Origin of the sequence: Rothia sp. HMSC065C12, from assembly GCF_001812085.1 — a bacterium.
Lineage (GTDB): Bacteria > Actinomycetota > Actinomycetes > Actinomycetales > Micrococcaceae > Rothia > Rothia mucilaginosa.
Genome location: NZ_KV807673.1, coordinates 60,398 through 84,528, shown reverse-complemented (window position 1 = coordinate 84,528; position 24,131 = coordinate 60,398). Strand labels below are relative to the sequence as shown.

General features: G+C 59.0%; 23 protein-coding genes. 10 read left to right on the top strand and 13 right to left on the bottom strand.

Annotated elements, in window-relative coordinates:
• Nucleotides 1–381 precede the first annotated feature (381 nt).
• The gene (gene budA / locus HMPREF2836_RS02760; protein ID WP_005508614.1) at nt 382–1,131 is read left to right on the top strand and encodes an acetolactate decarboxylase; all 750 of its coding nucleotides are present in this window, start codon (nt 382–384) and stop codon (nt 1,129–1,131) included.
• Nucleotides 1,132–1,238: 107 nt separating this feature from the next.
• Here budA and HMPREF2836_RS02755 read toward each other — a convergent pair whose 3' ends face one another.
• Complete coding sequence (locus HMPREF2836_RS02755; protein WP_049342167.1) at nt 1,239–1,667, bottom strand: HIT family protein; 429 nt, start codon at nt 1,665–1,667, stop codon at nt 1,239–1,241.
• A gap of 55 nt (nt 1,668–1,722) precedes the next feature.
• Nucleotides 1,723–2,400 (bottom strand): MBL fold metallo-hydrolase, encoded by a 678-nt coding sequence (locus tag HMPREF2836_RS02750; RefSeq protein ID WP_060824574.1) that lies wholly within the window; start codon nt 2,398–2,400, stop codon nt 1,723–1,725.
• Between the two features lie 157 nt (nt 2,401–2,557).
• Here HMPREF2836_RS02750 and HMPREF2836_RS02745 point away from each other — a divergent pair, with 157 nt between their 5' ends.
• The gene (locus HMPREF2836_RS02745) at nt 2,558–3,022 is read left to right on the top strand and encodes a Fur family transcriptional regulator (RefSeq protein ID WP_060824573.1); all 465 of its coding nucleotides are present in this window, start codon (nt 2,558–2,560) and stop codon (nt 3,020–3,022) included.
• A 265-nt stretch (nt 3,023–3,287) separates the two neighbouring features.
• Here the strand turns inward: HMPREF2836_RS02745 and HMPREF2836_RS02740 are convergent, their stop codons facing one another.
• From HMPREF2836_RS02740 to HMPREF2836_RS09350, 6 genes are all read right to left on the bottom strand, one after another.
• Nucleotides 3,288–4,208 (bottom strand): metal ABC transporter permease, encoded by a 921-nt coding sequence (locus HMPREF2836_RS02740; RefSeq protein WP_060824572.1) that lies wholly within the window; start codon nt 4,206–4,208, stop codon nt 3,288–3,290.
• Nucleotides 4,205–5,104 (bottom strand): metal ABC transporter ATP-binding protein, encoded by a 900-nt coding sequence (locus HMPREF2836_RS02735; protein WP_049327709.1) that lies wholly within the window; start codon nt 5,102–5,104, stop codon nt 4,205–4,207. Before HMPREF2836_RS02735 ends, HMPREF2836_RS02740 begins: the two co-directional genes overlap by 4 nt.
• Entirely contained in the window at nt 5,105–6,112 is a 1,008-nt protein-coding gene (locus tag HMPREF2836_RS02730) for a metal ABC transporter solute-binding protein, Zn/Mn family (RefSeq protein ID WP_070614971.1), read from the bottom strand. It lies immediately after the preceding gene.
• A gap of 352 nt (nt 6,113–6,464) precedes the next feature.
• Nucleotides 6,465–7,547 carry a hemolysin family protein gene (locus HMPREF2836_RS02725; protein ID WP_070629395.1) on the bottom strand — a complete coding sequence of 361 codons (1,083 nt, stop codon included), beginning with the start codon at nt 7,545–7,547 and terminating at the stop codon, nt 6,465–6,467.
• Nucleotides 7,544–8,878, bottom strand: a complete 1,335-nt coding sequence (locus HMPREF2836_RS02720) for a hemolysin family protein (RefSeq protein WP_070629394.1) — start codon at nt 8,876–8,878, stop codon at nt 7,544–7,546. The genes HMPREF2836_RS02725 and HMPREF2836_RS02720 overlap by 4 nt, the downstream gene beginning before the upstream one ends.
• On the bottom strand, nt 8,869–9,054 hold the full coding sequence (locus HMPREF2836_RS09350) for a hypothetical protein (protein ID WP_141762572.1): 186 nt from the start codon (nt 9,052–9,054) through the stop codon (nt 8,869–8,871). Before HMPREF2836_RS09350 ends, HMPREF2836_RS02720 begins: the two co-directional genes overlap by 10 nt.
• A 411-nt stretch (nt 9,055–9,465) precedes the next feature.
• On the opposite strand from HMPREF2836_RS09350, the gene HMPREF2836_RS02710 reads away from it, so the two are divergent.
• The 8 genes from HMPREF2836_RS02710 (at nt 9,466) to HMPREF2836_RS02680 (ending at nt 19,467) form a co-directional block, all read left to right on the top strand.
• A complete protein-coding gene (locus HMPREF2836_RS02710) occupies nt 9,466–13,143 on the top strand; it encodes a multifunctional oxoglutarate decarboxylase/oxoglutarate dehydrogenase thiamine pyrophosphate-binding subunit/dihydrolipoyllysine-residue succinyltransferase subunit (protein WP_070629393.1) in 3,678 nt (1,225 codons plus the stop codon).
• A 220-nt stretch (nt 13,144–13,363) separates the two neighbouring features.
• A complete protein-coding gene (locus tag HMPREF2836_RS02705) occupies nt 13,364–13,963 on the top strand; it encodes a GDSL-type esterase/lipase family protein (RefSeq protein WP_005505446.1) in 600 nt (199 codons plus the stop codon).
• Nucleotides 13,964–14,193: 230 nt separating this feature from the next.
• Nucleotides 14,194–14,268 (top strand): 50S ribosomal protein bL37, encoded by a 75-nt coding sequence (locus HMPREF2836_RS09510; RefSeq protein ID WP_095343185.1) that lies wholly within the window; start codon nt 14,194–14,196, stop codon nt 14,266–14,268.
• Nucleotides 14,269–14,425: 157 nt separating this feature from the next.
• Nucleotides 14,426–15,166, top strand: coding sequence for a sigma-70 family RNA polymerase sigma factor (locus tag HMPREF2836_RS02700; protein ID WP_070629392.1), 741 nt, complete (start codon nt 14,426–14,428; stop codon nt 15,164–15,166).
• Nucleotides 15,167–15,255: 89 nt separating this feature from the next.
• Nucleotides 15,256–15,570, top strand: a complete 315-nt coding sequence (rsrA, locus tag HMPREF2836_RS02695; protein WP_070629391.1) for a mycothiol system anti-sigma-R factor — start codon at nt 15,256–15,258, stop codon at nt 15,568–15,570.
• A 261-nt stretch (nt 15,571–15,831) separates the two neighbouring features.
• Nucleotides 15,832–17,322 carry a 3-phosphoshikimate 1-carboxyvinyltransferase gene (aroA, locus tag HMPREF2836_RS02690; protein ID WP_070629390.1) on the top strand — a complete coding sequence of 497 codons (1,491 nt, stop codon included), beginning with the start codon at nt 15,832–15,834 and terminating at the stop codon, nt 17,320–17,322.
• Complete coding sequence (gene rsgA / locus HMPREF2836_RS02685) at nt 17,323–18,450, top strand: ribosome small subunit-dependent GTPase A (protein ID WP_012903240.1); 1,128 nt, start codon at nt 17,323–17,325, stop codon at nt 18,448–18,450. It begins immediately after the preceding gene.
• An 81-nt stretch (nt 18,451–18,531) separates the two neighbouring features.
• Nucleotides 18,532–19,467 carry an inositol monophosphatase family protein gene (locus tag HMPREF2836_RS02680; protein ID WP_070629389.1) on the top strand — a complete coding sequence of 312 codons (936 nt, stop codon included), beginning with the start codon at nt 18,532–18,534 and terminating at the stop codon, nt 19,465–19,467.
• Nucleotides 19,468–19,581: 114 nt separating this feature from the next.
• On the opposite strand, the gene HMPREF2836_RS02675 is transcribed toward HMPREF2836_RS02680, so the two are convergent.
• The 5 genes from HMPREF2836_RS02675 to HMPREF2836_RS09300 all read right to left on the bottom strand — a co-directional run bounded on the left by HMPREF2836_RS02675 (nt 19,582) and on the right by HMPREF2836_RS09300 (nt 24,075).
• Nucleotides 19,582–20,202 (bottom strand): hypothetical protein, encoded by a 621-nt coding sequence (locus tag HMPREF2836_RS02675; protein ID WP_246822805.1) that lies wholly within the window; start codon nt 20,200–20,202, stop codon nt 19,582–19,584.
• Between the two features lie 686 nt (nt 20,203–20,888).
• Entirely contained in the window at nt 20,889–21,479 is a 591-nt protein-coding gene (locus HMPREF2836_RS09085) for a restriction endonuclease subunit S (RefSeq protein ID WP_168163650.1), read from the bottom strand.
• Nucleotides 21,469–21,984, bottom strand: coding sequence for a restriction endonuclease subunit S (locus tag HMPREF2836_RS09080; RefSeq protein WP_168163649.1), 516 nt, complete (start codon nt 21,982–21,984; stop codon nt 21,469–21,471). The genes HMPREF2836_RS09085 and HMPREF2836_RS09080 overlap by 11 nt, the downstream gene beginning before the upstream one ends.
• Nucleotides 21,968–23,899 carry an HsdM family class I SAM-dependent methyltransferase gene (locus tag HMPREF2836_RS02665; protein ID WP_070629387.1) on the bottom strand — a complete coding sequence of 644 codons (1,932 nt, stop codon included), beginning with the start codon at nt 23,897–23,899 and terminating at the stop codon, nt 21,968–21,970. The genes HMPREF2836_RS09080 and HMPREF2836_RS02665 overlap by 17 nt, the downstream gene beginning before the upstream one ends.
• Nucleotides 23,899–24,075, bottom strand: a complete 177-nt coding sequence (locus HMPREF2836_RS09300) for a hypothetical protein (protein WP_168163648.1) — start codon at nt 24,073–24,075, stop codon at nt 23,899–23,901. Before HMPREF2836_RS09300 ends, HMPREF2836_RS02665 begins: the two co-directional genes overlap by 1 nt.
• Nucleotides 24,076–24,131: the final 56 nt, after the last annotated feature.

The following is a 24,131-nucleotide window of genomic DNA, read 5'->3' as shown; positions in this document are numbered from 1 at the left end:
TCGTTGAGCCTCGTGTATCTTAGTTGCGCTTAGAGCGGCTCTAAGGGCTAAGCTCTTGGTGCTGGCGTTCCCTCCCTTTTTGTCGTGCAACCGGAGGGAATGCCAGTCTATTTTTATGCCCTTGTGCAGTTGACTGCTTTCAGCACTCTAGAGGCCACATCATAAGATGTTGTACCCGCTAGTCCCGGGGTTCTTCCTGCACAGGCGTACAATGAGAGTGCGTGCGCCCGGCCTGCGTCACCTACGAATTCCTAGAGAAACGACATCACACGCCGTGTTCTCCCCGACGCCCTTCCCCTTTTTAGCATCAGTTAGGGCGAGTATCGCCGATGACCGACCGACCCGTCTGACGCCGCATCCACTGTAACGAGGAGAAATCTCATGGCATATCAGCCGACCATCCTAAACGGTGAAACTGTTTTCCGTAACGAAGTTTTTCAGACCGGCCTCATGTCCCAGCTGCTGGACGGCATCTACGATGGCGAGATGACCATCGGTGAGCTCCTGAGCCACGGCAACTTCGGTGTGGGTACCTTCAACGGCCTCGACGGCGAAATGGTCGTCCTCGACGGCGTCTGCTACCAGGTACGCCACGACGGTTCCGTGTCCCTGCCCGACCTGCGCCAGCAGACCCCCTACGCCGTGGTCACCAACTTCGTGCCCATGATTAAGCGCGAACTACCGCAGAACCTACTCCGTAAGTCTGCCTCGCAGATTCTGGATGACTTCACCGTCTCCAAGAACTACATGTACGCCATCAAGATTTACGGCGAGTTCGAATGGGTCCGCACCCGCACCGTCATCAAGCAGGAGAAGCCCTACCCGAAGATGGTTGCGGCCACCGAGAACGAGGACATTGTCCAGTTCGATAACGTAACCGGCACGATTGTTGGCTTCCGCACCCCGATCTACGAGCAGGGCATCTCGGTGCCCGGCTGCCACGCCCACTTTATCGATGATGAGCACGTTCAGGGCGGCCACGTGGTCGACTTCAAGCTGCGCTCCGCAAAGGTCGAGATTTGCCCCGGTACCGGCCTGCAGCTGCACCTGCCGCTAACCCCCGAGTTCTCCTCCGCTAACCTCTCCCCCGAGGACCTGGCTGACCAGATCTCCAAGGCTGAAAAGCACTAAGCTTCTCCCATACCGGGATATAGCAACGGGATATTTAACGAAGAAGCCGCCCTCTACTGTTCTGTAGAGGGCGGCTCCTTCGTCTTTATACGCGCTGTAAAGGGCGCTTACGCCTCCGGCACGAACTCGCCGTGGCCGCGCTCGCGCAGGGCGGCACGCACCTTCTCAGCGGCCGCATCCAGCTCTTCGGCGGTCGCGTCCTTCTTCGCGTTAGCGGGATCGTAATCAGCCATGCCGTCAGCCGGGAACAGGTGGATGTGGGTGTGCGGAACGTCGAAACCCGCAATCATCAGAGCCACACGGTCCTTATCAAACGCCTGATCCAGTGCACCAGAAATCTTGTGCGCCACAGCGAACAGGTGCGCAGCCAGCTCAGCCGGCAGGTCGGGCCAACGGTCGACCTCAGCGCGGGGAACGAGCAGCAGGTGACCTTCCGACAGGGGCATGATGTCCAGGAAGGCGACGCAGTGCTCGTCCTTCCAGACGAAGCGGCCGGGAATCTCGCCCTCAATAATCTTGGTAAAAATCGTGCTCACAATATAATCTCCTTCATGCGCCGTCGTCGGCGCGTTTGAAGCTCAACGGTCAGGCTTACGCCTCAACCTCAATGCTCTCGCCGGGGTTCAGGTGCTTCAGCTCAGTGCCGTACTTCGCGCCGAAGTTCGTCACCAAGCCCTCAATAATGCCGGTGCCGTTGGCGTTAATCATGCCGTTGTGAATCGGAACCACACGCTGAGCGCCGGTCGCAATCACAAAATCAATGACTTCCTGAACCTTCGACCAGGGCGCGTGAATCGGCACCAGAACGGTATTCGCACGCACGCGGTGCGGAACCACCAACGAGTCACCCGGGTGGTACACGGCACCGTTAATCAGGTAACCGACATTAGCGATGGTCTGAATCAGCGGGTGAATCAGGGCGTGCTGACCGCCGTAGGTCTTCACCTCAAAACCGGGGATGCTGAACTCAGAATCAGAGGAAACAACGGTAACCTCGGCAGCGGGCACAGCCTCCTTGATGACCTGGGCGACAGTCTCGGGAGCCCAAATCTTCAACGGGGTCTGCGACTCGGCACGCTCAGCAATCAGCGGTAGCACCGACGGGCCATCAAAATGGTCCGGATGCGCGTGGGTCACGAACAGGTAATCGGCGTCTTCCAGCGCGGTAGCGTGTTCGCCTTCTGCGGCAAAATTGCCGGGGTCAAGAACGAGGGTGCGCCCCTCATTCTCAAGGCGGATACATGAGTGGGTGTACTTCGTCATTTTCATAGTTTTAGTCTACCGTTAACCCTCATTCGTGCCTGTTGATGACTTCAATTTTTGAGATAAAGCGCAAATCAACCACCTTTTGAACGCCTCTAGTGTAAAGTCGTAAGACAAGATCGACCACACAATGGGGCGGATTTCCGCCCCGAAAGGTTCAGCAATGGACACTCATATTCCCGTACGGAGAATTACGAAGCCCGCCGAAGCCCGAAATACCCGCCAGCGTCGCATCATCAAGGCGACCATGGAAGAGCTCGGCGATTTCATCTCAGCACAGGATCTGCACCTGACCCTCGCGAACCGCAAGGAACAGGTCTCTCTCGCAACCACCTACCGTGTGCTGCAGTCGCTGGCTAACGCCGGTGAGCTCGACTCGGTCAAGGGCGTTGAGGGTGAGACCCTGTACCGCCACTGCCAGGTAAAGGACCATCACCACCACCTGCTCTGCCGCCGATGCGGCACCGCCATTGAGCTGGAAGCACCCGCTCTTGAGGACTGGGCACTGGCTATGGGTAAGCAGCACGGCTTCTCGGAGCTGGAGCACGTGGTTGAAGTGACCGGTTACTGCCCGGACTGCACTTTGGCACGTCGCGAGGAAGAATCGCAGGGCGGCACTGCACGCTAACGTTGCAGGCTAAGCCGCAACCTCTAAGCCCCTCATTCTGAGGAGCTCTCCCCCACCGGGGAATCCCTTCTGCTCGAAGGATACGGCGCCTTCAAAAATCTTCGACGCCACTACAGCACGACACACAGGGCATCTGGACAGGGCAACACAACGCCACACAGGTTGAGCCCGCATTGCGCACCGGGTACATGACCCGTAGCGCTAACACAGCACGACAACGAAAGAGCCCCACCTCATTCCCGAGGTGGGGCTCTTTCTACAGGTCTTATGCCTTCTCAGCCAGCTGGCGGCCCGACGCGCTATGGCGGCGCTTCACGCCACCAATCACACGGCACACCACGTAAATCAGGAAGGAAATGCTGGTCACGTAGGGGCTAATCGGCAGCGAACCGGCAAGAGCCAGCAGAATACCGCCCACAATAGACGCCTCCGCAAACAGCACCGACAGAATCAGGGTGCGTACCGGAGATGCCGTTACCTGCATCGCCGCAGCCGCCGGAGTAATCAGCAGCGCCAGCACCAGCAGCGAACCGACCACCTGCACCGACAGCGCCACAGCAATACCCAGAATCACCATGAACACCAGGGACAGGAAGCGCATCGGCACGCCCTTAGCGCGGGCGACCTCCGGGTCCAGGGAGGAGAAGCTCAGCGGACGCCATACCATCACCAGCAGGGAAATAATAACCACCGCACCAATAATCATGGTGTGCAGCTGGTCGGCATCCACGGACACAATCTGACCGGTCAGCAGACCAAACTTATTCGCGCTACGGCCCTGGTACAGGGAGAGGAAGAGAATACCCAAGCCCAGGCCGAACGGCATGAGCGCACCAATGACCGAGTTCGAGTTGCTCGCCTTAGAGCCCAGAAAGGCAATCAGCAGAGCCGAGGCAATCGAACCGACCATAGAGCCGGTCACCACGTCATAGCCGAGCAACAGGGCAAGGGCGGCACCCGCGAAAGACATTTCAGAGACGCCGTGCACCGCAAAGGCATGGTCGCGCATCATCACAAAAATACCGACGAAACCACCGATAAGGCCCAGCACAGCGCCAGCAAAAATGGAGTTCTGTAGCATCTGCAACAGCTCGCCGTAGCGGTCAAAAACGAAGATACGGGAGAGCAAATCATTCTGCGCGGCGGCAACCGGAGCCAGAGCGGGGAAGGAAGCAAGAATGGTCATCGAGTGGTTCCTCCCGGAATGTGTAGGGTGCGCTGCGGTTCAGAAAGACCAGACTTCAGGTGGGAGCCGTGAATGTTCTGGTCGGTGCCCTCAATATGGCAGTGGTCGCTGGCGTGAGTCTCACCCACCACCACGTAACGGCCATTAGACTTGAGAACGCTCACCGGGGTTCCGTACAGGGAGGTGAGAGTCTCACTGGTCATGACCTCTTCCACCGACCCGACCGTGAAACGGCCGTTCGCCAGGTAGAGCACGCGATCCACATGCTCAATGATGGGGTTGATTTCGTGGGTCACGAACACCACCGCCACGCCGCGTTCACGGTTGAACCGGTGAATCAGCTCAGCCACCGCGTACTGGTGGTTGAGGTCCAGGGAGAGTAGCGCCTCATCAGCCAGCAGAATCTTCGGGTCGTTCGCAAGCGCCTGGGCGATACGCAGGCGCTGCTGCTCACCGCCGGAGAGCAGACCCACCGGCACGTTCGCGTACTCGGTCGCACCGACGGCTTCGAGGAGCTCGTCAACCTTGGCGCGGTATTTGCGGCCGTGCAGGCGGATGCCCCAGCGGTGCCCGTCCACGCCAAGTCCCACGAGGTCGCGGGCGCGCATCGGGGTGGAGGTGGGGATGGACTTCTGCTGCGGTACGTAGCCGACGCCGGCGTTGCCCAGGCGTGCGGGTTTGCCGAGCACGGAGATTTCGCCGGCGTTGAGTCCGGTCAAGCCGAGAACGACTTTGAGGAAGGTGGACTTGCCGGAGCCGTTGGGTCCGAGCACGGCGAAGTATTCGCCTGCGCCGATGTCGAGGGTTAGATCTTTCCAGAGGGTGCGGGCCCCGAAAGCGAGGCTACCCCCGCGAATGGAAATCGCGGGGGCGGCACCGTTATTGTTGTCAGTCACTTAGGAGAGCGCCTTTTCGAGGTTGCTGACGTTGGTCTTCATCCATGCCAGGTAGTTGGTGTTTTTCGGCAGGGTTTCGGTGAAGGATACGTAGTTCACCGAGGCGTCCTTAGCTGCCTGCAGTACCTCGTTGGTCTGGGAGGTGGAGGTCTGCTCGTTGTAGGCGAGCAGCTGGACCTTCTTCTCGGTGACCATGTCCTTGGTTTCCTTCAGGACGAGGGCGGGGACGTCGTTGCCGGCTTCTGCCGCCTCAGCGAATTCGCTGGGGGTTGCGTTCTCTGCGCCGGTGGAGGAAATCAGGTAGTCCGGCACGGGCTCGGTGGACAGGTACTTCTTGCCTTCACCGGCGATTGCTTTGGCGGTGGTGTCCAGTGCGTCCAGTTCCTTGGAGAAGGTGGATGCGTTGGTGCGGAACGCCTCAGCGTGTGCGGAGTCGAGGCCTGCGAGCTCTTCAGCGATCTTCTGGGCGACCTTCTTCATGGTTTCGAAGTCGTACCAGAGGTGCTCGTTGAACTCGTGTGCGTGGGCGTGGTCGCCGCCGTCTTCGTGGTGTTCGCCGCCGCGGTGGTCCTCGACCAGGTGGGTGTATTCGGCGTCGGTGAGCTTGCCGCTGACCTTGACCGCGTTCACGATCTTCTGGGAGGCGTTGTCCTTGCCTGCGAGGTCTTCGAGGAACAGGTCGTAGCCTGCGCCGTTGATGACGATCAGGGATGCGTCCTTTGCCTTGAGGCGGTCGGCGCTGGTGGCTTCGTAGGAGTGAGGGTCGGTGCTGGTGGAGGCGATGAGCGCGGTGACCTCAATGTAGTCGCCGCCAACCTGCTTGGCGATGTCTGCGTAGACGTCGGTGGAGGCGACGACCTTCACCTTGCCCTTGTTGGAGCCAGCCGAGGAGGACGAACCGGAGGAGGGGCTGTTCTCGGTTGCGCAGCCTGCCAGCAGCAGGGAGGACGCTGCGAGTGAGCCCATTGCGGTGAGGAAGTGCTTGCGGGTAATCTTCGGGTGCGACATGAGAGCTCTCTTTCGGTTCGTTCTAGTCTGTAGGTTCCTTAACTACATCATGCGCACACCCGTATAAACAACTCTTTATTGGTGTCATTTGGGTGCTGTTAGGCAACCCTTTTCCCTGTTAGTAGCTTATGCAACAGGGATAGTTAGCTCAGCCTACTGCGCTCCCCCACCGCTACTTTATACTGCCGCTTCATCCCGCCGTCTGAGAGTGCCCCTTGGGTGCATCCGTAAGCCGTTTTTGACCGCAAAACAGCCCGCCCCGCGCCCTCCGTGACGAGGGCACCGGGCGGGCTGTGTGTTCAAGATTTCCCTGTTTTATTCGGGATATCTCACGATGCGGCTACTGGGCTTATTACTGGGCTTCGCGCGCCTGCTGTCGGCGTACACGCTCACGCACCGCGTCCTGGGTGGTGTCGTTGATTTCACCAACGAGCTCCTCCAGCACGTCTTCGAGGAAGACCACGCCGAGGGTGGTGCCGTGCTCATCCATAACCTGCGCGATATGGGTTCGGCTACGCTGCATGGAGGCGAGCGCATCGTCAATATCGGTGGTCGGGGTGAGCGTGTCCAGGGAACGCAGCTTGTACCAGGGGAAGGGCTCCTCGAACCGCTCGGGGGCGATGGCGAGGGCGTCCTTCACGTGCAGGTAGCCCATGTAGGTTCCGTCGCTGTCGGTAATGACGAAGCGGGAGTAGCCGCTGCGTGCCACGGCACGTTCCAGTTCGGCGGGGGTGCTGCCGAAGGGCAGGGTGACGAGCTTATCGCCGGGCACCATGATTTCGTAGACGTCCTTCTCGGTGAATTCAAGGGCGCTTTCAATCACGCCGGCGTCGTCCTCCACGGTGCCTTCCGCGGTTGAGGTTGCCACGATGGTCTGCAGCTCGCCCAGGGTGAAGGTGGAGGCGACTTCGTCCTTCGCATCGACTTTCATGAGCGCCAGCAGCTTATTGGACAGGTTGTTCAGCAGGGCGACTACGGGGGCGAAGATCTTGGAGAAGGTCACCAGGGTCGGCACGATCCAGAGAGCCACACCGCGGGCGGCGAGGGTCACGGCGGCGTTCTTGGGAACCATCTCGCCGAAGATCACGTGCAGGTAGGTGACCAGGATCAGGGTGATGCCGAAGGCGATTACGTCCACGATCGCATGGGGCAGGCCGACCAGGTGCAGGGGCACCTCCAGCATGTGGTGCAGCGCCGGTTCTGAGACGTTCAGGATCAGCAGGGAACAGATGGTGATGCCCAGCTGGCAGGTGGCGAGCATGAGCGAGACGTTTTCTAGCGCGTAGATGACGGTCTGCGCTCGCTTATTGCCTTCTTCAGCAAGCGGTTCGATTTGTGCTCGTCGGGTGGACATGATGGCGAATTCACCGGCGACGAAAAAGGCGTTTCCGGCGAGCAGGATGACGAGCAGTGCGATGGCTACCCAGTCGTTCATGCGTTGCCTCCCTTCTCGGTCTGTTCCTGTGCGCTAGGTGCGGGGGTGAATCGGATGCGGTCCACGCGGCGGCCTTCGAGGGTGTCGACGCGCAGGGTACCGCCGGTTACGGGGACGCTGTCGCCTACTTCGGGGATGCGTCCGAGCCGTTCCATCATGAAGCCGCCGACGGTTTCGTATTCGGAGCTTTCCTCAACCTCGAGTCCGGGGATGAGCGCGTTGATTTCGTCGGGGCGGCGCAGGCCGGAGAACACCCAGTCGCCGTTGCCGTAGCGTAGGGGGCGTTCAGTGCGGCCGCGGTCGTGTTCGTCGGAGACTTCGCCGACGATTTCTTCGACGAGGTCTTCGAGGGTTGCGATGCCTGCGGTTCCGCCGTATTCGTCGAGGACTACGGCGAGCTGCAGGGCGCCCTGGCGTAGCTGGGTGAGCAGCGCGTCCAGGTGCAGGGTTTCGGGGACCTGCAGCACGTCTTCTGCGAGGGCGCCGGCTTCGAGGGTTTCACGTACCTCCGGGGGAACACCGACTGCCTTCTTCACGTGCACGACGCCCACGATGTTGTCGTGGTCGCCCTTGTAGAGCGGGAATCGGGAGTGGCCGGTGGAGCGTGCCAGTTCAATGACCTCGGTGACGGGGGCGGTGTCTTCGAGCATGGAGACCTGGCCGCGAGGGGTCATGACTTCGGAGGCGGTCAGCTCGGAGAAGCGCAGGGTGCGGTCCACGAAGCGTGCCGCGTCGGAGTCGAGGGTGCCTTCTTCTGCGGAGCGACGAACCATGGAGGAGAGCTCTTCGGGGGTGCGTGCCGCGGAGAGTTCTTCCTTGGCTTCCATGCCGAAGCGTCCGAGAATCCAGTTGGCAGAGCCGTTCATGATGCGCACGAGCGGGGACATGACGCGGGTGAAGGCGAGCTGCGCGGGGGCGACTCGACGCGCCACATCGTAGGGTTCGGCGATAGCGAGGCCCTTGGGCAGCAGTTCGCCGACGACCATGGAGAGCAGGGTTGCGATGAGCATCGCCAGCACCAGGGTGAGTACGTCGGTCACGCTGGTGGGCAGACCCAGGCTACTGATGGCGCCGGTGGTGAGCGCCTTGATGGCGGCGTCGAGGGTGTAACCGGTCAGCAGCGTGGTGATGGTGATGCCGATCTGGCAGCTGGACAGCTGAGTGGAGAGGGTTTTGAGGCAGCGCAGGACGGCGTCGGCTGCTTTATCGCCGGAGTCCTTTGCCTGCTGCACGGTGGCGGTTTCGAGTGCCACGAGTGAGAACTCTACGGCAACGAAGAAGCCCGTGCCCAGGATGAGGAGCAGGCCGATGAGTAGGAGAATCAGATCCACTCAGCCACCGCCTCCATCGGCTGGTGTGCGGCGCCTTGGGCTTGGCGGGGTAGCCCCGCAGTCAGGCTGTCCAGATGCTGAGCATCGGAGGTGGTGTTTTTGGGTGTTACAGTGCCGTGTTGCGCAGAGTACGCGGGCAGTATCCTGCGCTGGCTAGTAGTCAGAGTCTTACTCAAAGGGTCATCCATACCCCATATTTTAGCGAAGGTTTCGTCTCTTCCCGGTGCTGTAGAGTGCCTGCTCACAAGTGCAAGACAGTACTTGTTGCGCACGCGGCTCATTGCTAATCCCTAAGAGTGAAAAATTGCATTGCGGATATAGCGCGATGAGCTGGAAAGTTCACCGTGCTTCTCTTTACACTTATACATAGGAGCATGAGTGTGCCGCCATGCAAGCGGATGAACCCCGACGTTCACGGCACGCTAGGCAGGTTTGTACGGTGCACACCCCGCACATACGGCCACCATCTTAGGCGATGCGCACATGCTCAGCGTGATGATTCGCCCCTCGAAGACGCGGGTCGTCTATGCCGGGGAGAGTCCCGGACGCGACGGATAAATTCACACTAATTGGAAGAGGCGTTTAACGTGCCAAATCTGCCAGAACATCTGGTGCCTGAGGAATTTGCCGGTAACGAATGGTTCGTTGAAGAACAGTACGAGCGTTACCAGAAGGACAAGAACCTCGTGGACCCTTCATGGTGGCCCATTTTTGAGACCATCGACAAGGCGCTGGGAGGCGCCGGTACCGCTAGTGCAGCTCCTGCTGCGGCACCCGCCGCACCGGCTGCACCTGCCGCACCTGTAGCAACTCCCGCCCCCGCGGCACCGAAGCCTGCGGCTGCGCCTGCTAACCCCACCCCTCCCGCTGCTACCAAGAAGGCTGAACCTGTGGAACCTGTTGAAGACAAGATTGTCCCCCTCCGCGGCCCTGCTAAGGCAGTTGTCACGACCATGGAAGAGTCGCTGACTGTCCCCACCGCGACCACCGTTCGTGCGGTCCCCGCGAAGCTGCTCATTGAGAACCGTGCTGCCATCAACAAGTACCTGGCAAGCACCCGCGGCGGCAAGGTCTCCTTCACCCACATCATTGGTTACGCTGTGATTCGCGCAGTGGCAGCGATGCCTTCGATGAACGTGACCTACGGTGTGGACGAGAAGGGCAAGCCCGTTGCAATCCACAACGCACACGTGAACTTTGGTCTGGCTATTGACCTGCCCCGCCCCGATGGTTCCCGTAACCTGGTCGTTCCGAACCTCAAGGGTGCTGAGCAGCTGAGCTTCCGCGAGTTCTGGGATGCGTACAACGACATCGTTAAGCGTGGCCGTAACGGCGCGCTGACCATTGAGGACTTCCGCGGCACCACTGTTTCGCTGACCAACCCCGGTGGTATCGGTACCGTCCACTCGGTGCCCCGCCTCTCCAAGGGCCAGGCAGCCATCATCGGCGTGGGTGCGCTGGAGTACCCGGCTGAGTTCCGCGGCCTGTCCGAGAAGCTCATCACCCAGCAGGGTCTGTCCAAGATCATCACCCTGACCAGCACTTACGACCACCGCGTCATTCAGGGTGCAGGTTCCGGTGAGTTCCTGAAGCTGGTTGAGCACTACCTGCTCGGCGGCGACGACTTCTACGACGCAATCTTCCGCGACCTGAAGGTTCCTTTCGAGCCGGTTCGTTGGGCACGCGACAACCACGTCGATGACGCTCACGAGATTTCCAAGGTTGCACGTATTCAGCAGCTGATTCACGCGTACCGCGTGCACGGCCACCTGACCGCAGCAACCAACCCCGTTGGTTACAAGATGCGTTCGCACCCGGACCTGAAGCTGGAGAACTACGGCCTGACCCTGTGGGATCTGGACCGCGTCTACCCGACCGGTGGCTTCGGCGGTTCCGAGCGTCTGCCGCTGCGCACCATCCTGGAGCGCCTGCACGAGGCATACTCCGGCTCCCTGTCCGTTGAGTACATGTACTCTGAGGACCCCGAGGTTCGCGCATGGTTCCAGGAGCGCCTGGAGCGCGGCGTTGCTAAGCCCACCCGCGAGGAGCAGCTGCGTGTTCTCTCCAAGCTGGTTGAGGCTGAGGCATTCGAGAACTTCCTGCAGACCAAGTACCTGGGTCAGAAGCGCTTCTCCCTGGAGGGCGGCGAGTCCCTGATTCCGCTGCTGGACGCTGTTCTGGACAAGGCCGCTAACAACGACCTGAAGGGCGTAGCCATTGGTATGGCACACCGCGGTCGCCTGAACGTGCTGACCAACATTGCTGGTAAGTCCTACGCCCAGATTTTCCGTGAGTTCTCCGGCACCGCAGCACCCTACGAGGGTGGCTCCGGTGACGTGAAGTACCACCTCGGTACCGAGGGTGTCTTCACTTCCGATTCCGGTAAGCAGACCCAGGTGTACGTGGCTGCTAACCCCTCGCACCTTGAGGCTGCAAACACCGTGCTCGAGGGTATCGTCCGCGCTAAGCAGGACGTCTACCGTGAGCAGGGCGTTGAGGGCCACCCGGTCCTGCCGATCCTGATTCACGGTGACGCAGCGTTCGCTGGCCAGGGTATCGTCATGGAGACCCTGCAGATGGCTGACCTGAAGGCGTACACCACCGGCGGCACCGTGCACGTTGTGGTGAACAACCAGATTGGCTTCACCACCCTGCCGAACGACGGCCGCACCGCAACCCACGCCTCCGACATTGCGCGTATGACCAAGGCTCCGGTCTTCCACGTCAACGCTGATGACCCGGATGCAGTGGTTCGCGCCGCACGCCTGGCATTCGAGTACCGTGAGCGCTTCGGTCGCGACGTTGTCATTGACCTGATTTGCTACCGCCGCCGCGGTCACAACGAGGCTGACGATCCGTCGATGACCCAGCCGAAGATGTACCAGGATATTGACGTCCTGCCCTCGACCCGCACCCTGTACGCACAGGACCTGGTCGGTCGCGGCGATGTCTCTCAGGAAGAGGCAGACGAAGTTCTGGACTCCTACCACTCGAAGCTGGACGCTATCTTCGTCGAGACTCAGTCTTCGGCACCGGCTCCTGCTGGCGCGCACGTTTCCGGTCTGGAACTGCCTGCTGCTCAGCAGAACACCGAGGTCGTTCACGGCGGTAAGACTGCAATCTCCCGTGAGACTCTGCAGCACATCGCTGACGCGTTCGGTAAGGCTCCCGAGGGCTTCACCGTCCACAAGAAGCTGAAGAAGCTCATGGAGCAGCGCGTTGAGATGGGCCGCACCGGCAACGTGAACTGGGGTATGGGTGAACTGCTCGCCTTCGGTTCGCTGCTGATGGAGGGCACCGACGTTCGTATGAGCGGTCAGGATGTTCAGCGCGGTACCTTCGTTCAGCGTCACGCTGTTCTGCACGACCACATCACTGATGAAGAGTGGTCGCCGCTGGAGCACCTCTCTGAGGACCAGGGCAAGTTCCGTATCTACAACTCCTTCCTCTCTGAGTACGGCGTTCTCGGCTTCGAGTACGGCTACTCGGTAGAGCGCCCCGACTCGCTCGTGGTGTGGGAGGCTCAGTTCGGTGACTTCGCAAACGGCGCTCAGACCATCATTGATGAGTTCGTGTCTTCCTCCGAGCAGAAGTGGGGCCAGCGCTCCTCGCTGGTTATGCTGCTTCCTCACGGCTACGAGGGTCAGGGTCCTGACCACTCCTCGGCTCGTGTTGAGCGTTACCTGCAGCTGTGCGCTGAGAACAACATGACTGTTGCCTGCCCCTCGACTCCGGCTTCGCACTTCCACCTGCTGCGTCGCCACTCTCAGCACCGTCCGTACAAGCCGCTCGTGGTGATCAGCCCCAAGCAGCTGCTGCGTCTGAAGGCTGCTGCGTCCTCCATTGAGGACTTCACCGAGGGTTCGTTCCAGCCGGTGATTGGTGACCGTTCGGGTATTAACCCGGCTCAGGTTGAGCGTGTGGTCTTCGTATCCGGTCGTCTCTACTACGATCTGGAAGCTGAGCGCGAGCGCCGCGGCGACACCAAGACCGCTATTGTCTCGGTGGAGCAGCTGTACCCGCTGCCCGAGCAGGAGATCAAGGAGCAGCTGGCTCTGTACTCGAACGCTACCGACATTGTGTGGGCTCAGGACGAGCCGGCTAACCAGGGTCAGTGGCCGTTCATGGCTCTCAACCTGCAGCCGCTGATTGACCGCCGTATGCGCCTGGCTTCCCGCTCCGCAGCTGCTTCCCCGGCTGCCGGTACCGGTAAGCTGCACGCAGCTGAGGCTGAGGCTCTGCTCAAGCAGGTCTTCGAAGGCTAAGGTCTTCTACAGCTGATCGGCTCATGATTTAGCTCTTCAAAACCCGTCTTCCCGTCAGATGTTTCTGGCGGGCAGACGGGTTTTTTAGTCTCGGATGCTTACCGGATAGGGTATTAAGTTCGAAAAGAGGCCGGTAAGCGCTTATCCTAGATATAAAGACTATTACTCACGTGCCTTGCCGCCTCTCACGGCGGGCGCATACTGCAGAAGAAAGAATTCCGTGGAGCAACGCAATATTCGAATTGTGGCAGTCGGCGATGACCTGCTCGCCGGTGTTGGCGATCCCCGTACCCTCGGCTGGTTTGGCCGTGTTATGGCGCGCACCCCGCAGACCACCGCATCCATTGCGGCATATAACCTTGCCGCCCCCAATGAAGGTAGCGAGCAGCTGAATGCACGCTGGTTCGAGGAGGCGCGCCGCCGCTTCGTTCCCGGTGCTGATAACCGCCTCATTATTGCTCCGTCGACCTTTGACATTGATTTGGGTCTGACCAGCGCTCGTTCGCGTTTGAACCTGGCGAACATTGTGGACATGGCGTCGCAGAACAACATTAAGGTTCTGGTTGTTGGTCCGCCGCCGACCCTGGACGCTGAGCGTAACCGCCGTATCGCTGACCTGTCGGCGGCATACGCGGATGTGGTGACCCGCCGTAACCACGTGTACGTGGATACGTTCAACCCGTTGCTTCACCACGAGCAGTGGCGCAACGACCTTGCCGCTAATGACGGTCGCCCGGGTCAGTCCGGTTACGGCCTGATGGCGTGGCTGGTTCTGCACCGCGGCTGGTACAACTGGCTGAACATTCCTGAGCACGGCTAAGAGCCCGCTCCCCCGGCTGGGGTTGTGAGCTGATGCGAAGAAAGTTCGTGTTTTTTAGCTCATATCCCGGTTCCAAGATGCAATCATGCCGTTTCTATGAAAAAATAGACGGCGTTGCCCTTATAGCGTGGAGCACCGGTTTTCGGTGACCGCCTCTGCTAGGGCAGGTAATAGGGGGCACGCACCGCGAAGGTGGGGCGTGCATCCATGAACACTATAAGGAGGCTCTGATGAGCAAGCGCGGTCGTAAGCGCAAGGACCGTCGTAAGGGCGGCGCAAACCACGGTAAGCGCCCCAACGCATAAGGTATCTTGCATACACTTTAAAACCCCGGCGTTTCGGATATTATTCGGACCCGGGGTTTTGCTTTACCCGCAGATGTTTGTGCGCATTCTGCGGAATAAAGAGAAGAATTCTACGTTATGGAAGTGAACGCCTGGCGCGTTCCTGTAGAGGAGAAACATGGCTGAAACCAACACCGCAGCGGATACCCGCGAGCTGCGCGAACGCTTTACCGCGGACGCTATGCAGTATGTGGATCAGCTCTACGCTGCCGCCCTGCGGATGAGCCGCAACTCTGCCGATGCTGAAGACCTGGTGCAGGAAACCTACATGAAGGCTTTTGCTTCGTACCACCAGTTCACCGAGGGTACGAACCTGAAGGCGTGGCTGTACCGCATCCTGACGAATACGTACATCAATTTGTACCGTAAGCGTCAGCGTGAGCCGCAGCAGTCTCAGGGTGAGACGGTGGAGGATTGGCAGCTGGCTCAGGCCGGTGAGCATGATGCGGTGGGTCTGCGTTCTGCCGAGGCGGAGGCGCTGAGTGCCCTGCCGAATACGGAGGTTCGTGAGGCTCTGAACGAGCTGTCTGAGGATTTCCGCATGGTGGTGTACTACTCCGATGTGGAGGGGTTCGCGTACAAGGATATTGCGGAGATTCTGGATATCCCCCTGGGCACGGTGATGTCTCGTCTGCATCGTGGCCGCCGTATTCTGCGTGAGAAGCTGCTCGATTATGCGCGTGAGAACGGTCTGCGCCCGTCGACCATCGCAAAGGTAGAAGCGAAGGCTGAGGCGAAAGCCGTAGCAAAGGCGAGCGCTAAGGGGCAGCCGGCAAAGGCTACTAAGGGCACTAAGGCGGCCAAGGGCGTAAAGTCCCCTCCGGCGGGCTCTGGCTCCGAGGCGCCTGCGGATTCTTAGCTTCGCTCTTCTACACGTGAGCTAGCCCCCCATGAGGTTGGGGCTAGACTCCCCTAACGCTTTATACCTTCCGTGTGAAAGGAACCCCGATGTCAACCACAGACAAGAATTCTTCTGTCCCCGAAGCCCCCGCGGCTTCTGAGCCGCTGGAGGATTGCGGCGGCCAGCCCTGCTCAGCGACCCTCAAGCGCCTCTACGAATTCCTCGATAGGGAGCTGAGCCCCGAGCAGCTGCGCACGGTTCAGACGCATCTGGATGCCTGCCCCGACTGCGCGGATGTGAAGGACTTTGAGCTGATGATTCGTGAGAAGATGCGTTCTTCGTGCACTCAGCAGGCGCCCGAGCAGCTGAAGGCGCGTCTGCTGCAGGATGTGCAGAAGTTCTGCGCCGAGGCTAGCCTCTAAGCTGCCTCAGGCTCTTGCCCCACTGGGGGTACAGACATCTGATGATGAGTGAAGGCGGTGCACCAATAACGGTGCGCCGCCTTCACGCGTATTGATTGGTTCGCGCTGTCTGGTTCGCGCTGTCTGGTTCGTGTTGCCTATCTCACCGCTGGAGTCCTCAGCGGCTCGCAAACCCTCAACCGGTAGAATAGGGGTAGACGTTAACCGGCGCAGCGTCTCTGAGTCTGCGCCCTCCCCATGATTTGAACCAGAAGAGGATGTATGAGCGACGCAGCAGTGCAGCTTTCCCCCGGTGATTGGCCCGCTCCCCTGGCACCCGCCTCCAGCGAAGCCGCTGGCAAGAACGCGCTGGTGCATATTCCGGGTTCTAAGTCGCTCACGAACCGTTATCTGTTGCTTGCTGCTCTGGCTGATTCCCCCTCGTATTTGCGTGCGCCGCTGCATTCGCGCGATTCGGCGCTGATGATTGAGGCGCTGCGTCAGCTGGGTGCGGGTATTGAGCTGGTGCCGACCGATTCGCCGTTCGGTCCGGATGTTAAGGTCACTCCCCTGAGCTTTGTGGAAACGTATTCCGCTCAGTCACGTACCGTGTCAATTGAGTGTGGTCTTGCCGGTACCGTGATGCGTTTTGTGCCCGCCCTGGCGGCGCTGCTGCCGGGTGAGTTCGCTTTTGACGGTGACCCGCACGCTCGTCAACGTCCGATGGGTCCGGTTCTGGAGGGTCTGCGTCAGCTGGGTGTGCAGGTGGAATGTGAGCAGGGCGAGAACGCTCTGCCCTTCGTACTGCGCTCCCCCGGTCTGGCGAGCGCAGAGGGTGTCTCTGAGGCGCCCGTGGTTCGTATTGATGCTTCGACGTCATCCCAGTTCGTTTCGGCTCTGTTGCTGATGGCGCCTCGCCTGCCGCAGGGCATGGTGCTGGTGCATGAGGGTTCTTCGGTGCCGTCCATCCCGCACATTCAGATGACCGTGGAGGCGCTACGCCAGATGGGTATTCGGGTGCAGGAGCACTACCCGAACCAAGGCAACGAAGCAGAGGGCGGCGAGTACCGTTGGACGGTTCACCCCGGTTCTTTCTCCGGCTTTGAGATGACCATTGAGCCGGATCTGTCGAATGCCGGTCCGTTCCTTGCCGCCGCCGTGGTTACCGGCGAATCGGTGACTATTCCTCACTGGCCGGCACCCGCGGCTGATTCTTCGGCGGGTACGACCCAGGTGGGCGATATGTGGCGTGAGCTTCTGCCCGCGCTGGGTGCGCAGGTTCGCTACGCTGAGGGCCGTCTGACCGTGACCGGTCCGGCGCAGCTTCCCGAGGGGGACTTCTCCTTTGACCTGTCTGCAGGTGGCGAGCTGGCACCGACCATGGCGGCTGCCTGCGCTTTCGTGAAGGGCCGCGTTGAGCTGACCGGCATTGCGCATCTGCGCGGTCATGAGACGGACCGCCTCGCCGCGCTCGCCGCTGAGATTAACCGCCTGGGAGGTACCGCCCACGACACCGCCGATTCGCTGGTGATCGAGGCGCCCATCCCCGCTACCGCTGAGGCTGCGCCGGTTCTGGCGCGCACCTACGACGATCACCGTATGGCAACCTTCGCGGCGATTATTGGTTTGCGCCGCCCCAATGTGGTGGTGCAGAACGTAGCCACCGTCGCTAAGACCATGCCCGAATTTACCGCAATGTGGGAGGACATGCTGGCGCAATGGCAGACCGGCGCTTCCGCCTCTGACGTTACCGCCGACCAGGAGGTCTTCTAAATGGGTTCTTCCCGCATGAACGTGCGCGATTTCTCCGAATGGGACGAGTCGGATGTGCGCGTGCGCCCGAACAAGAAGGGCTCCCGCCCCCGCACGAAGGACCGCCCGACCTTCAAAGAAGCGATTCGTGGCAGGGTCATTACGGTGGACCGCGGCCGCTGGTCGGTCGTCGTTGATGAGGGTACCGAGAAGGAGCGTACCCTCATTGCGGCGCGTGCTAAGGAGCTGCGCCGCACCGCGATTGTAACCGGCGACTTTGTGGACCTGGTAGGTGACACCTCCGGTGCGAAGGATACCCTGGCGCGCATTGTGCGTCTGGGTGAGCGCACCTCGATTCTGCGCCGTAGTGCCGATGACACCGACCCGTCGGAGCGCGTGGTCGTGGCAAATGCTCAGCAGCTGGTGATTGTGGTTGCTGCGGCGAACCCGGAGCCGCGCACCGGCTTCATTGACCGTGCCGTGGTGGCTGCGTTTGACGCCGGGATTGAGCCGATCCTGTGCATTACGAAGACCGATGTGCGGTACCCGCAGAACCTGCTGGATTACTATGCGGCGAGCGGTTTGAAGATTGTGCTGTCTTCGTCTTCGGATGGTTTGGCGCCGAGTCAGGAGGGCGCTGCCGGTTTGGAGTCGGCACCGGTTCAGGAGCTTCTGCAGGAGCTGTTGGGTCAGGTTTCGGTGCTTCTGGGCCATTCGGGTGTGGGTAAGTCGACCCTGGTGAATGCGCTGACCGGCTCTGAGCGTGCGACCGGTCATGTGAACGCGGTGACGGGTCGTGGCCGCCATACTTCCTCGTCGGCGTTGGCGTTGCGTCCGGTGAATGCGAATGGCGATCCGATGGAGCCGGGCACCTGGATTATTGATACTCCGGGTATTCGTTCTTTCGGTCTGGCGCATGTGCCGCCGGAGACCGTGGTGGAGGCGTTCGTGGATTTGGCGCCGGGTGCGGCGGATTGTCCGAAGGCGTGTACTCACGCGGCGCAGGCTCCCGAGTGCGGTCTGGAGGCGTACGTTGCTGCCGGTCACGCCGGTGAGAGCGGTCCCGCCCGCCTGGAGTCTTTGCGTAAGCTGCTGCTGTTGACTCCTGAAGAGGGCGATTCGGAGAAGGAACTGGGCGCTCTCGTCTAGGTTCTCTGCCCTGCATTACACACAGCACTGCACACACATTTTTGCTGACTACATCACCGAATACTGAAGAAGAGCATTACTATGAGCCGTCCCCAGCAGTACACCGACGATTTGCGTCTTGCGCATATTCTTGCCGATAGCGTCGATCGTGTGAGCGCCATGCGTTTTCGTAACCGCCCGGTCTTCTCCCCCGCATCCGAGTCGGTAGAGCCCGCGGAGGCGGCACCCGCCGCGGCACCGTTGGCGCCGTGGCAGCAGGCTACTCAGCAGCCCGCGGAACCGCAGGTGCAGGAGCCTGCCGATTACGCTTCGGATGTGGCTCAGGAGGTTGAGGAGCTTCTGCGCGCGCAGCTGTCGCGTGTGCGTACTCGTGACGGTATTGCCGGTGCGCATGCTGGCTATAACGGTCAGGCGGCGCGCCAGTGGGTGATTGCGCCGATTGCTGAGCAGGATAATTTTCGCCGCGGCGTGCCGGTGTGGGCGACTCTGATTGCTCTGCTGGATCAGGGTGAGCCGGTGGTGGGTGTGGTATCTGCACCCGCGCTGGGTCGCCGCTGGTGGGCTGCTCACGGTTCGGGCGCGTACACGGGTAAGTCTTTGGCGCAGGCGACTCGTCTTGAGGTGTCTTCGCTGACTCAGCTGGATCAGCTGTCTGCCGCGTACACCGACCTCTCCTCCTGGAAAGCTGCCTCTGAAGGTGCTGTGGACCGCTCTGGCGAGCTTGTACAGCTTCTGGGCTGCGTGGGTCGTTCCCGTGCGTACGGTTCGTTCTGGGCGGCGTGTATGCTCGCTGAGGGTGCCGTGGACACCGTCGTGGACGCATCCCTGTCTTTCTATGAGGTGGCGGCGCTACTGCCGCTGATTCGTGAGGCTGGCGGCGTCGCCTCCACCCTGGAGGGCGACCTGCCCGAGAACGCGGGCGTTTCAGCCGCCGGTGTGCACCCGGTGTCCCTGGTGGCAAGTAATACGGCGGCGGTCCAGCAGCAGGTGCTGGAGGCGCTCGCGCCCCAACCCTAGCCTGCACTCCCCCCCTCCCCGGTGACGGTGACAATATAGCGAGGCGTCGGCTTTCCGGTAAGTGGAAAGCCGCCGCCTCGCTATGTATCGCTATGAGAGCAAGCGTTGTCAGTTTTAGGACAGCATGGTGAGGGTGCCGAGCAGACCCAGCAGGCTCAGACCCGAGATGATGTACGCCAGAATGTTGAAGGTCGTCATCTTCGAGGTGTACTTGGTGACGTGACCGGCGTTCACCTTCGCCGAGTAGATGGCAAGCCAAATGGAAACACCGACCGGGATCAGGCCCACGAGCAGCAGAGCAATCACCATGATGTTGGGGCTCAAACCGGAGCTATACGCAGAGGAGCTATAGCCGCGGGAGTTGAGCGTTGCTTCAGAGTGGAGTGCCGCTACCTGAACCCACGCGTAGAGGGTCAGCGCCAGGGCGCCCAGGGAAGCGCCGAACGCGCCGATGGAGTAGAAGTAGCCGGGGCCGCGGAAATCACCGGTGGTCTCGCCGTAGGGGCGGCGGTGCTCAGCCGGCACCCGGTAGATGTCCGGGATGCGCTGGTAGCTGTCGTCGCGGTCGCGCACGTTAGCGGGTGCCACGCCCAGGGCGGGTGCGGGTGCTGCGCCGAGGGGAGCGCCGGGTGCTACGCCAGCAGGTACCGGCTGCGGGGAGTTTGCGTTGTTCTGCTCCGGGAAGGAGGGGGCGGGAATCTGGTTTTCCATGGTGTGTCCTTGAGTGGTCGTCATAGCGGGTATGTAGCTACCGCGTCGTAGCGGTGGCGTCCCTATGACCGGCTATTCTGTGGCTCGTTTGGTGGCTCTGTGGTTGCTCTCGAATGTTGCCGGTGAGATTGAATGAACAATCAACGCCGAACAACGATATTTACCCTTCGATACTACGCCATAGGGTGCGTTTTCGTCTTCTCTGATGACGTTCTCATTACAATGCGGTCACCTGAGCACCCTCGGACACGCCGGTACACCCCAAAACAGACCGACAATACAGACAAAATACCCGGCAGGTGACGCCGTGGGGCGTCCTGCCGGGTGGTAGAAACCTACCGCGGTTCTTCCTCTGGATTGGAACCGATAATCACCGCCGCACCCCATACGGGATAGCGGACGGTTGGGAGATCGTGGAGCCAAAGGGGAAGCAATCGAACTCGACGGTCTCCCCTCGTCGTCTCCGTTCAGCGCCTCGTAAGGCACCTCGCGATTCTCTTCTGAGTACCACGATATGAATACGAGCCTGTCCTCATACAGATAGATTTTATCTACGAAGTACTCGAATAGCATCCTGCGCGTCTCTGGATTTTCAAAGTCCGCGTTTGCGAACTTCATGAAATACGCCTTGATGCTGTGCTCGTCCTCGAAAAGCGGTAGTAGGCGATAGCTAGGTTGTTGTCGTTCTGGAAAAATTCAGTCTTGGCCGTCTATACATTCACCTCCTCAGCTGAGCTTTGGCGGTCAATGAACGCCAGATACTGCTCATACTTCTTGAGCATCATGTTCTTCGCATACTGCTCCATGTACTTGTAGTCAGGCTTGCCCTCATCAGTAACGGGGAGCATCACCTGCATCTTCTTGATCCTTGCGTCGTTTATCTCGCGGTTGAAGTTGAAGTTTGAGCCTTGCCTCTCGATTGTCGTTGCGAGGAAGAGATACACGAACTTCGACGTGCCCTCACGCTTCAGGCTTGTCACATGGTCACTCGCGACGAACTCAAACGGTTCGTAGAACGCTGTTCCAACGCTCCCACTGTTTGCAAGACTAATGCAGTCACTGAAAGAGCGCGTACCTGCTGTTGCCATGACGTAATCATCAACACCATTATTCTTTGCCGTCGATGAGACATAGGGGATAATGCCCGGCACATGGTCAGCATTCTTCAGACGCTTTCCCCGTTGTATATTCGGAAAAACATCGGGGATGAGAAAATGCCCCCATTCCTTCTCATGAAGAGCCGGAATATCCCTGTGCTCCAACTGGGAGAGCTGCCCAGCGATGAAGTTCTTATACCGCATGAGCATACCCCCCCCTCACTTCAGCGGAGTAAAGCGTCATGTAGGCATAGTCAGGATTGCCCTTGTCATCGACAGGAAGCATGACCTTATCCCCGCGAAGATGCTGCAGATTGCGTTTATAACCGTGGCTGTATTTGTCTTCTATCATGTCCTGCGCAGCAACGAAAAATAGACCATTTTCGCGATTGAGCCAATCGGCATACCCATAGATAACATTTACAGTTGAGGCAAATGGTTCATGCTTATAAATCGCATAACCTGCTGAGCCATCACCATCTTTAATAAAGCCAATACAATTTCCAGCTTGAACCTTTTTCTTTAAATCTTCAGATGGTTCTAAATGGTACAAGACACCGTTATTGCGATTTGTAGCTGCAATATAATTTACTCCACCATTTGATACTTTCTCGAACTGATTTGCCTGAGAAATTTTTCCAGGCTTTATTGTCTCGAAAATGTCGATGATTTTAATCGGCTTCCATTCCTTCTCAGTTAGTCTTTTCATCATCAGTACCTTCCTCAAACAAATACTCGCGGTTCTGCATGACCATGGAGAACTCGAACGTCAGATAGTCGCCGATAGACTTCTCGAAGTCGGCATCGGTCGGAATCTCATCGTTAAAGTAGTAAAAGCTGTGCAGCCACTCGTCATCCGGTTCAACCGTTGATTCGACACAGAACTTCGACGGTGCCTCAACGCGCCCGAACCACACATCCAGCAAGTGCTGGTGCTTATCCTTGGCAGAATCACCCTCGACCAATCCGACGTGTGCCCTCACCTCGTAGCCATCATCCCTGAAATCAATGAACTTGCATACCTTGTCCTTCGGATGCGGTTCATGCGCCGTGAATACAGCGATAACCGGGTTCGTGCCCACACCGTAGAACGTGTCCGTGTTGCAAGTGATAACGCCCTCAAGTGTGTGATTTTTCATGATGGCATCCTTGAATGCCTGCTCTGCCTTTGACTTACCAGTCATGGATGACTGGGGAACAATGACAGCCGCACGCGCTCCGGTCGTCGTCAGAGAATCCAGCATATGCTTGATAAACGACAGCTCGTACTGGCTCGGGTCTGCTTTCGTACCCTGCGAGTACGGCGGGTTCATCAGCCCGACCGTCGCGCCCTTCATCTGCACCAGTGCCGGGTTCTTGGCCAGAAAGTCGCTGCATTCGAGATTGCTGTTGCCGTCACGGCGCAGAATCATGTTCGTAGCAGCAACGGCAAACATGTTGCTCTGAAGCTCGAAGCCGTGAAGCTGCTTCGTCTTGATGTTCTTTCTCTGCTGGTCACTGTCCGCCATGGAAAGCATCTTATGCATAGCGGAAATCAGGAATCCCGCCGTGCCACACGTCGGGTCGAGCACCACGTCGTCAGGCTGGATATCCACCAAATCGCACATCAAATCCGTAATGTGATGAGGCGTCAGGATGATGCCCAGCGTCTGTCCGTCGCCGCCAGAATAGCTCATGAACTCGCCATAGAAGCGACCGATGAAGTCCTCGGAGGTCTTCTGGTACTTGATGTTCTTGAAGACGTGCTCGTACAAAAACTCCGTGTAGAACTTCAGCGGCGTCTTGCCCAGCGTCTTATTGACCTCGTTCAATCTGAAACTGGTCTGCAAGATGGCGAACTCCGCAAGAAGCTTGTCCTTCTTCGCATCTGGCCCCACATTGGAGCGGGTCAGGCGCGTCTTAATGGCGTTCATCAGCTTGTCGCCATCGCGGTTGCCTGCAATCTGGTCTCCGGTCAGCGAATCGACGCTGAAACCACCAAATTCAATTTCATCCAGTGCCAGCAGGATACCAGCGACAACCAACGGCTTGTCCTGGTCTTTCAGCGTGCCGTATGTACGCAAATACTCGTGAAGCTCAGCAGCGTCCTTAAGAATCTGCTCCGTCGTCTTTTCAACATCGGTAGCCTCTTCCAGAACGTACCTCGTGTAGTACTCGTTGATGTTTCCTGGCGAGAACCAGACGAACGATTCAACATCCGGCAACTGCTTGTAGCCCTCACGGTCATCAACCCAAAGTGGCGTAATCTTGTGATGCTTCTCATCACCAGAAACTCCGACTGCAAACACCTTCTTAAAGGCGCTCTTCTGGGCAATGTGCTTTCCGTAAAAATAGGCACCATTAACCGCATAATCAGTCACGGACTTGACCTCAGTGTCAATCACGCCCTTGTCGGTCAGATTGACATGCTTGTCAAGCGCAGCCTTATCTTCGATTACAAGCACAAAATCACTGATGACAGCGACGTACTCGGGATAGCCAGCCTTGCCAGTTCCTCGCTTTGATGCCGTCTTCAGCGCATCGTCGATTTCCTTAATGGTGCTCCCCTGAGGGTCATACTTGATACCGCACTCATCAAGCTGCTTTGCGACCCAAAGGTCGGTCTTTGCTTCCTTCTTTGCCATTACTCTTCAGCCTCCTCAGCATTTTTCTCAATCCACTCATGCAGCATCATTGAGATAGATTTCTCCCTCTTAGCTGCAATGATTTTCAATCTCTTCTTATCCTCCGCCGTCACGGAGAGCGTTAGCTTCGTTCGCCTGCCGCTCTCTGACGGCTTTTTGTCGTCTTTTTTGCTCATATCAAGTTCTCCTAATATACGTATTCACGTATTCACGTGATTACGTAATCACGTGA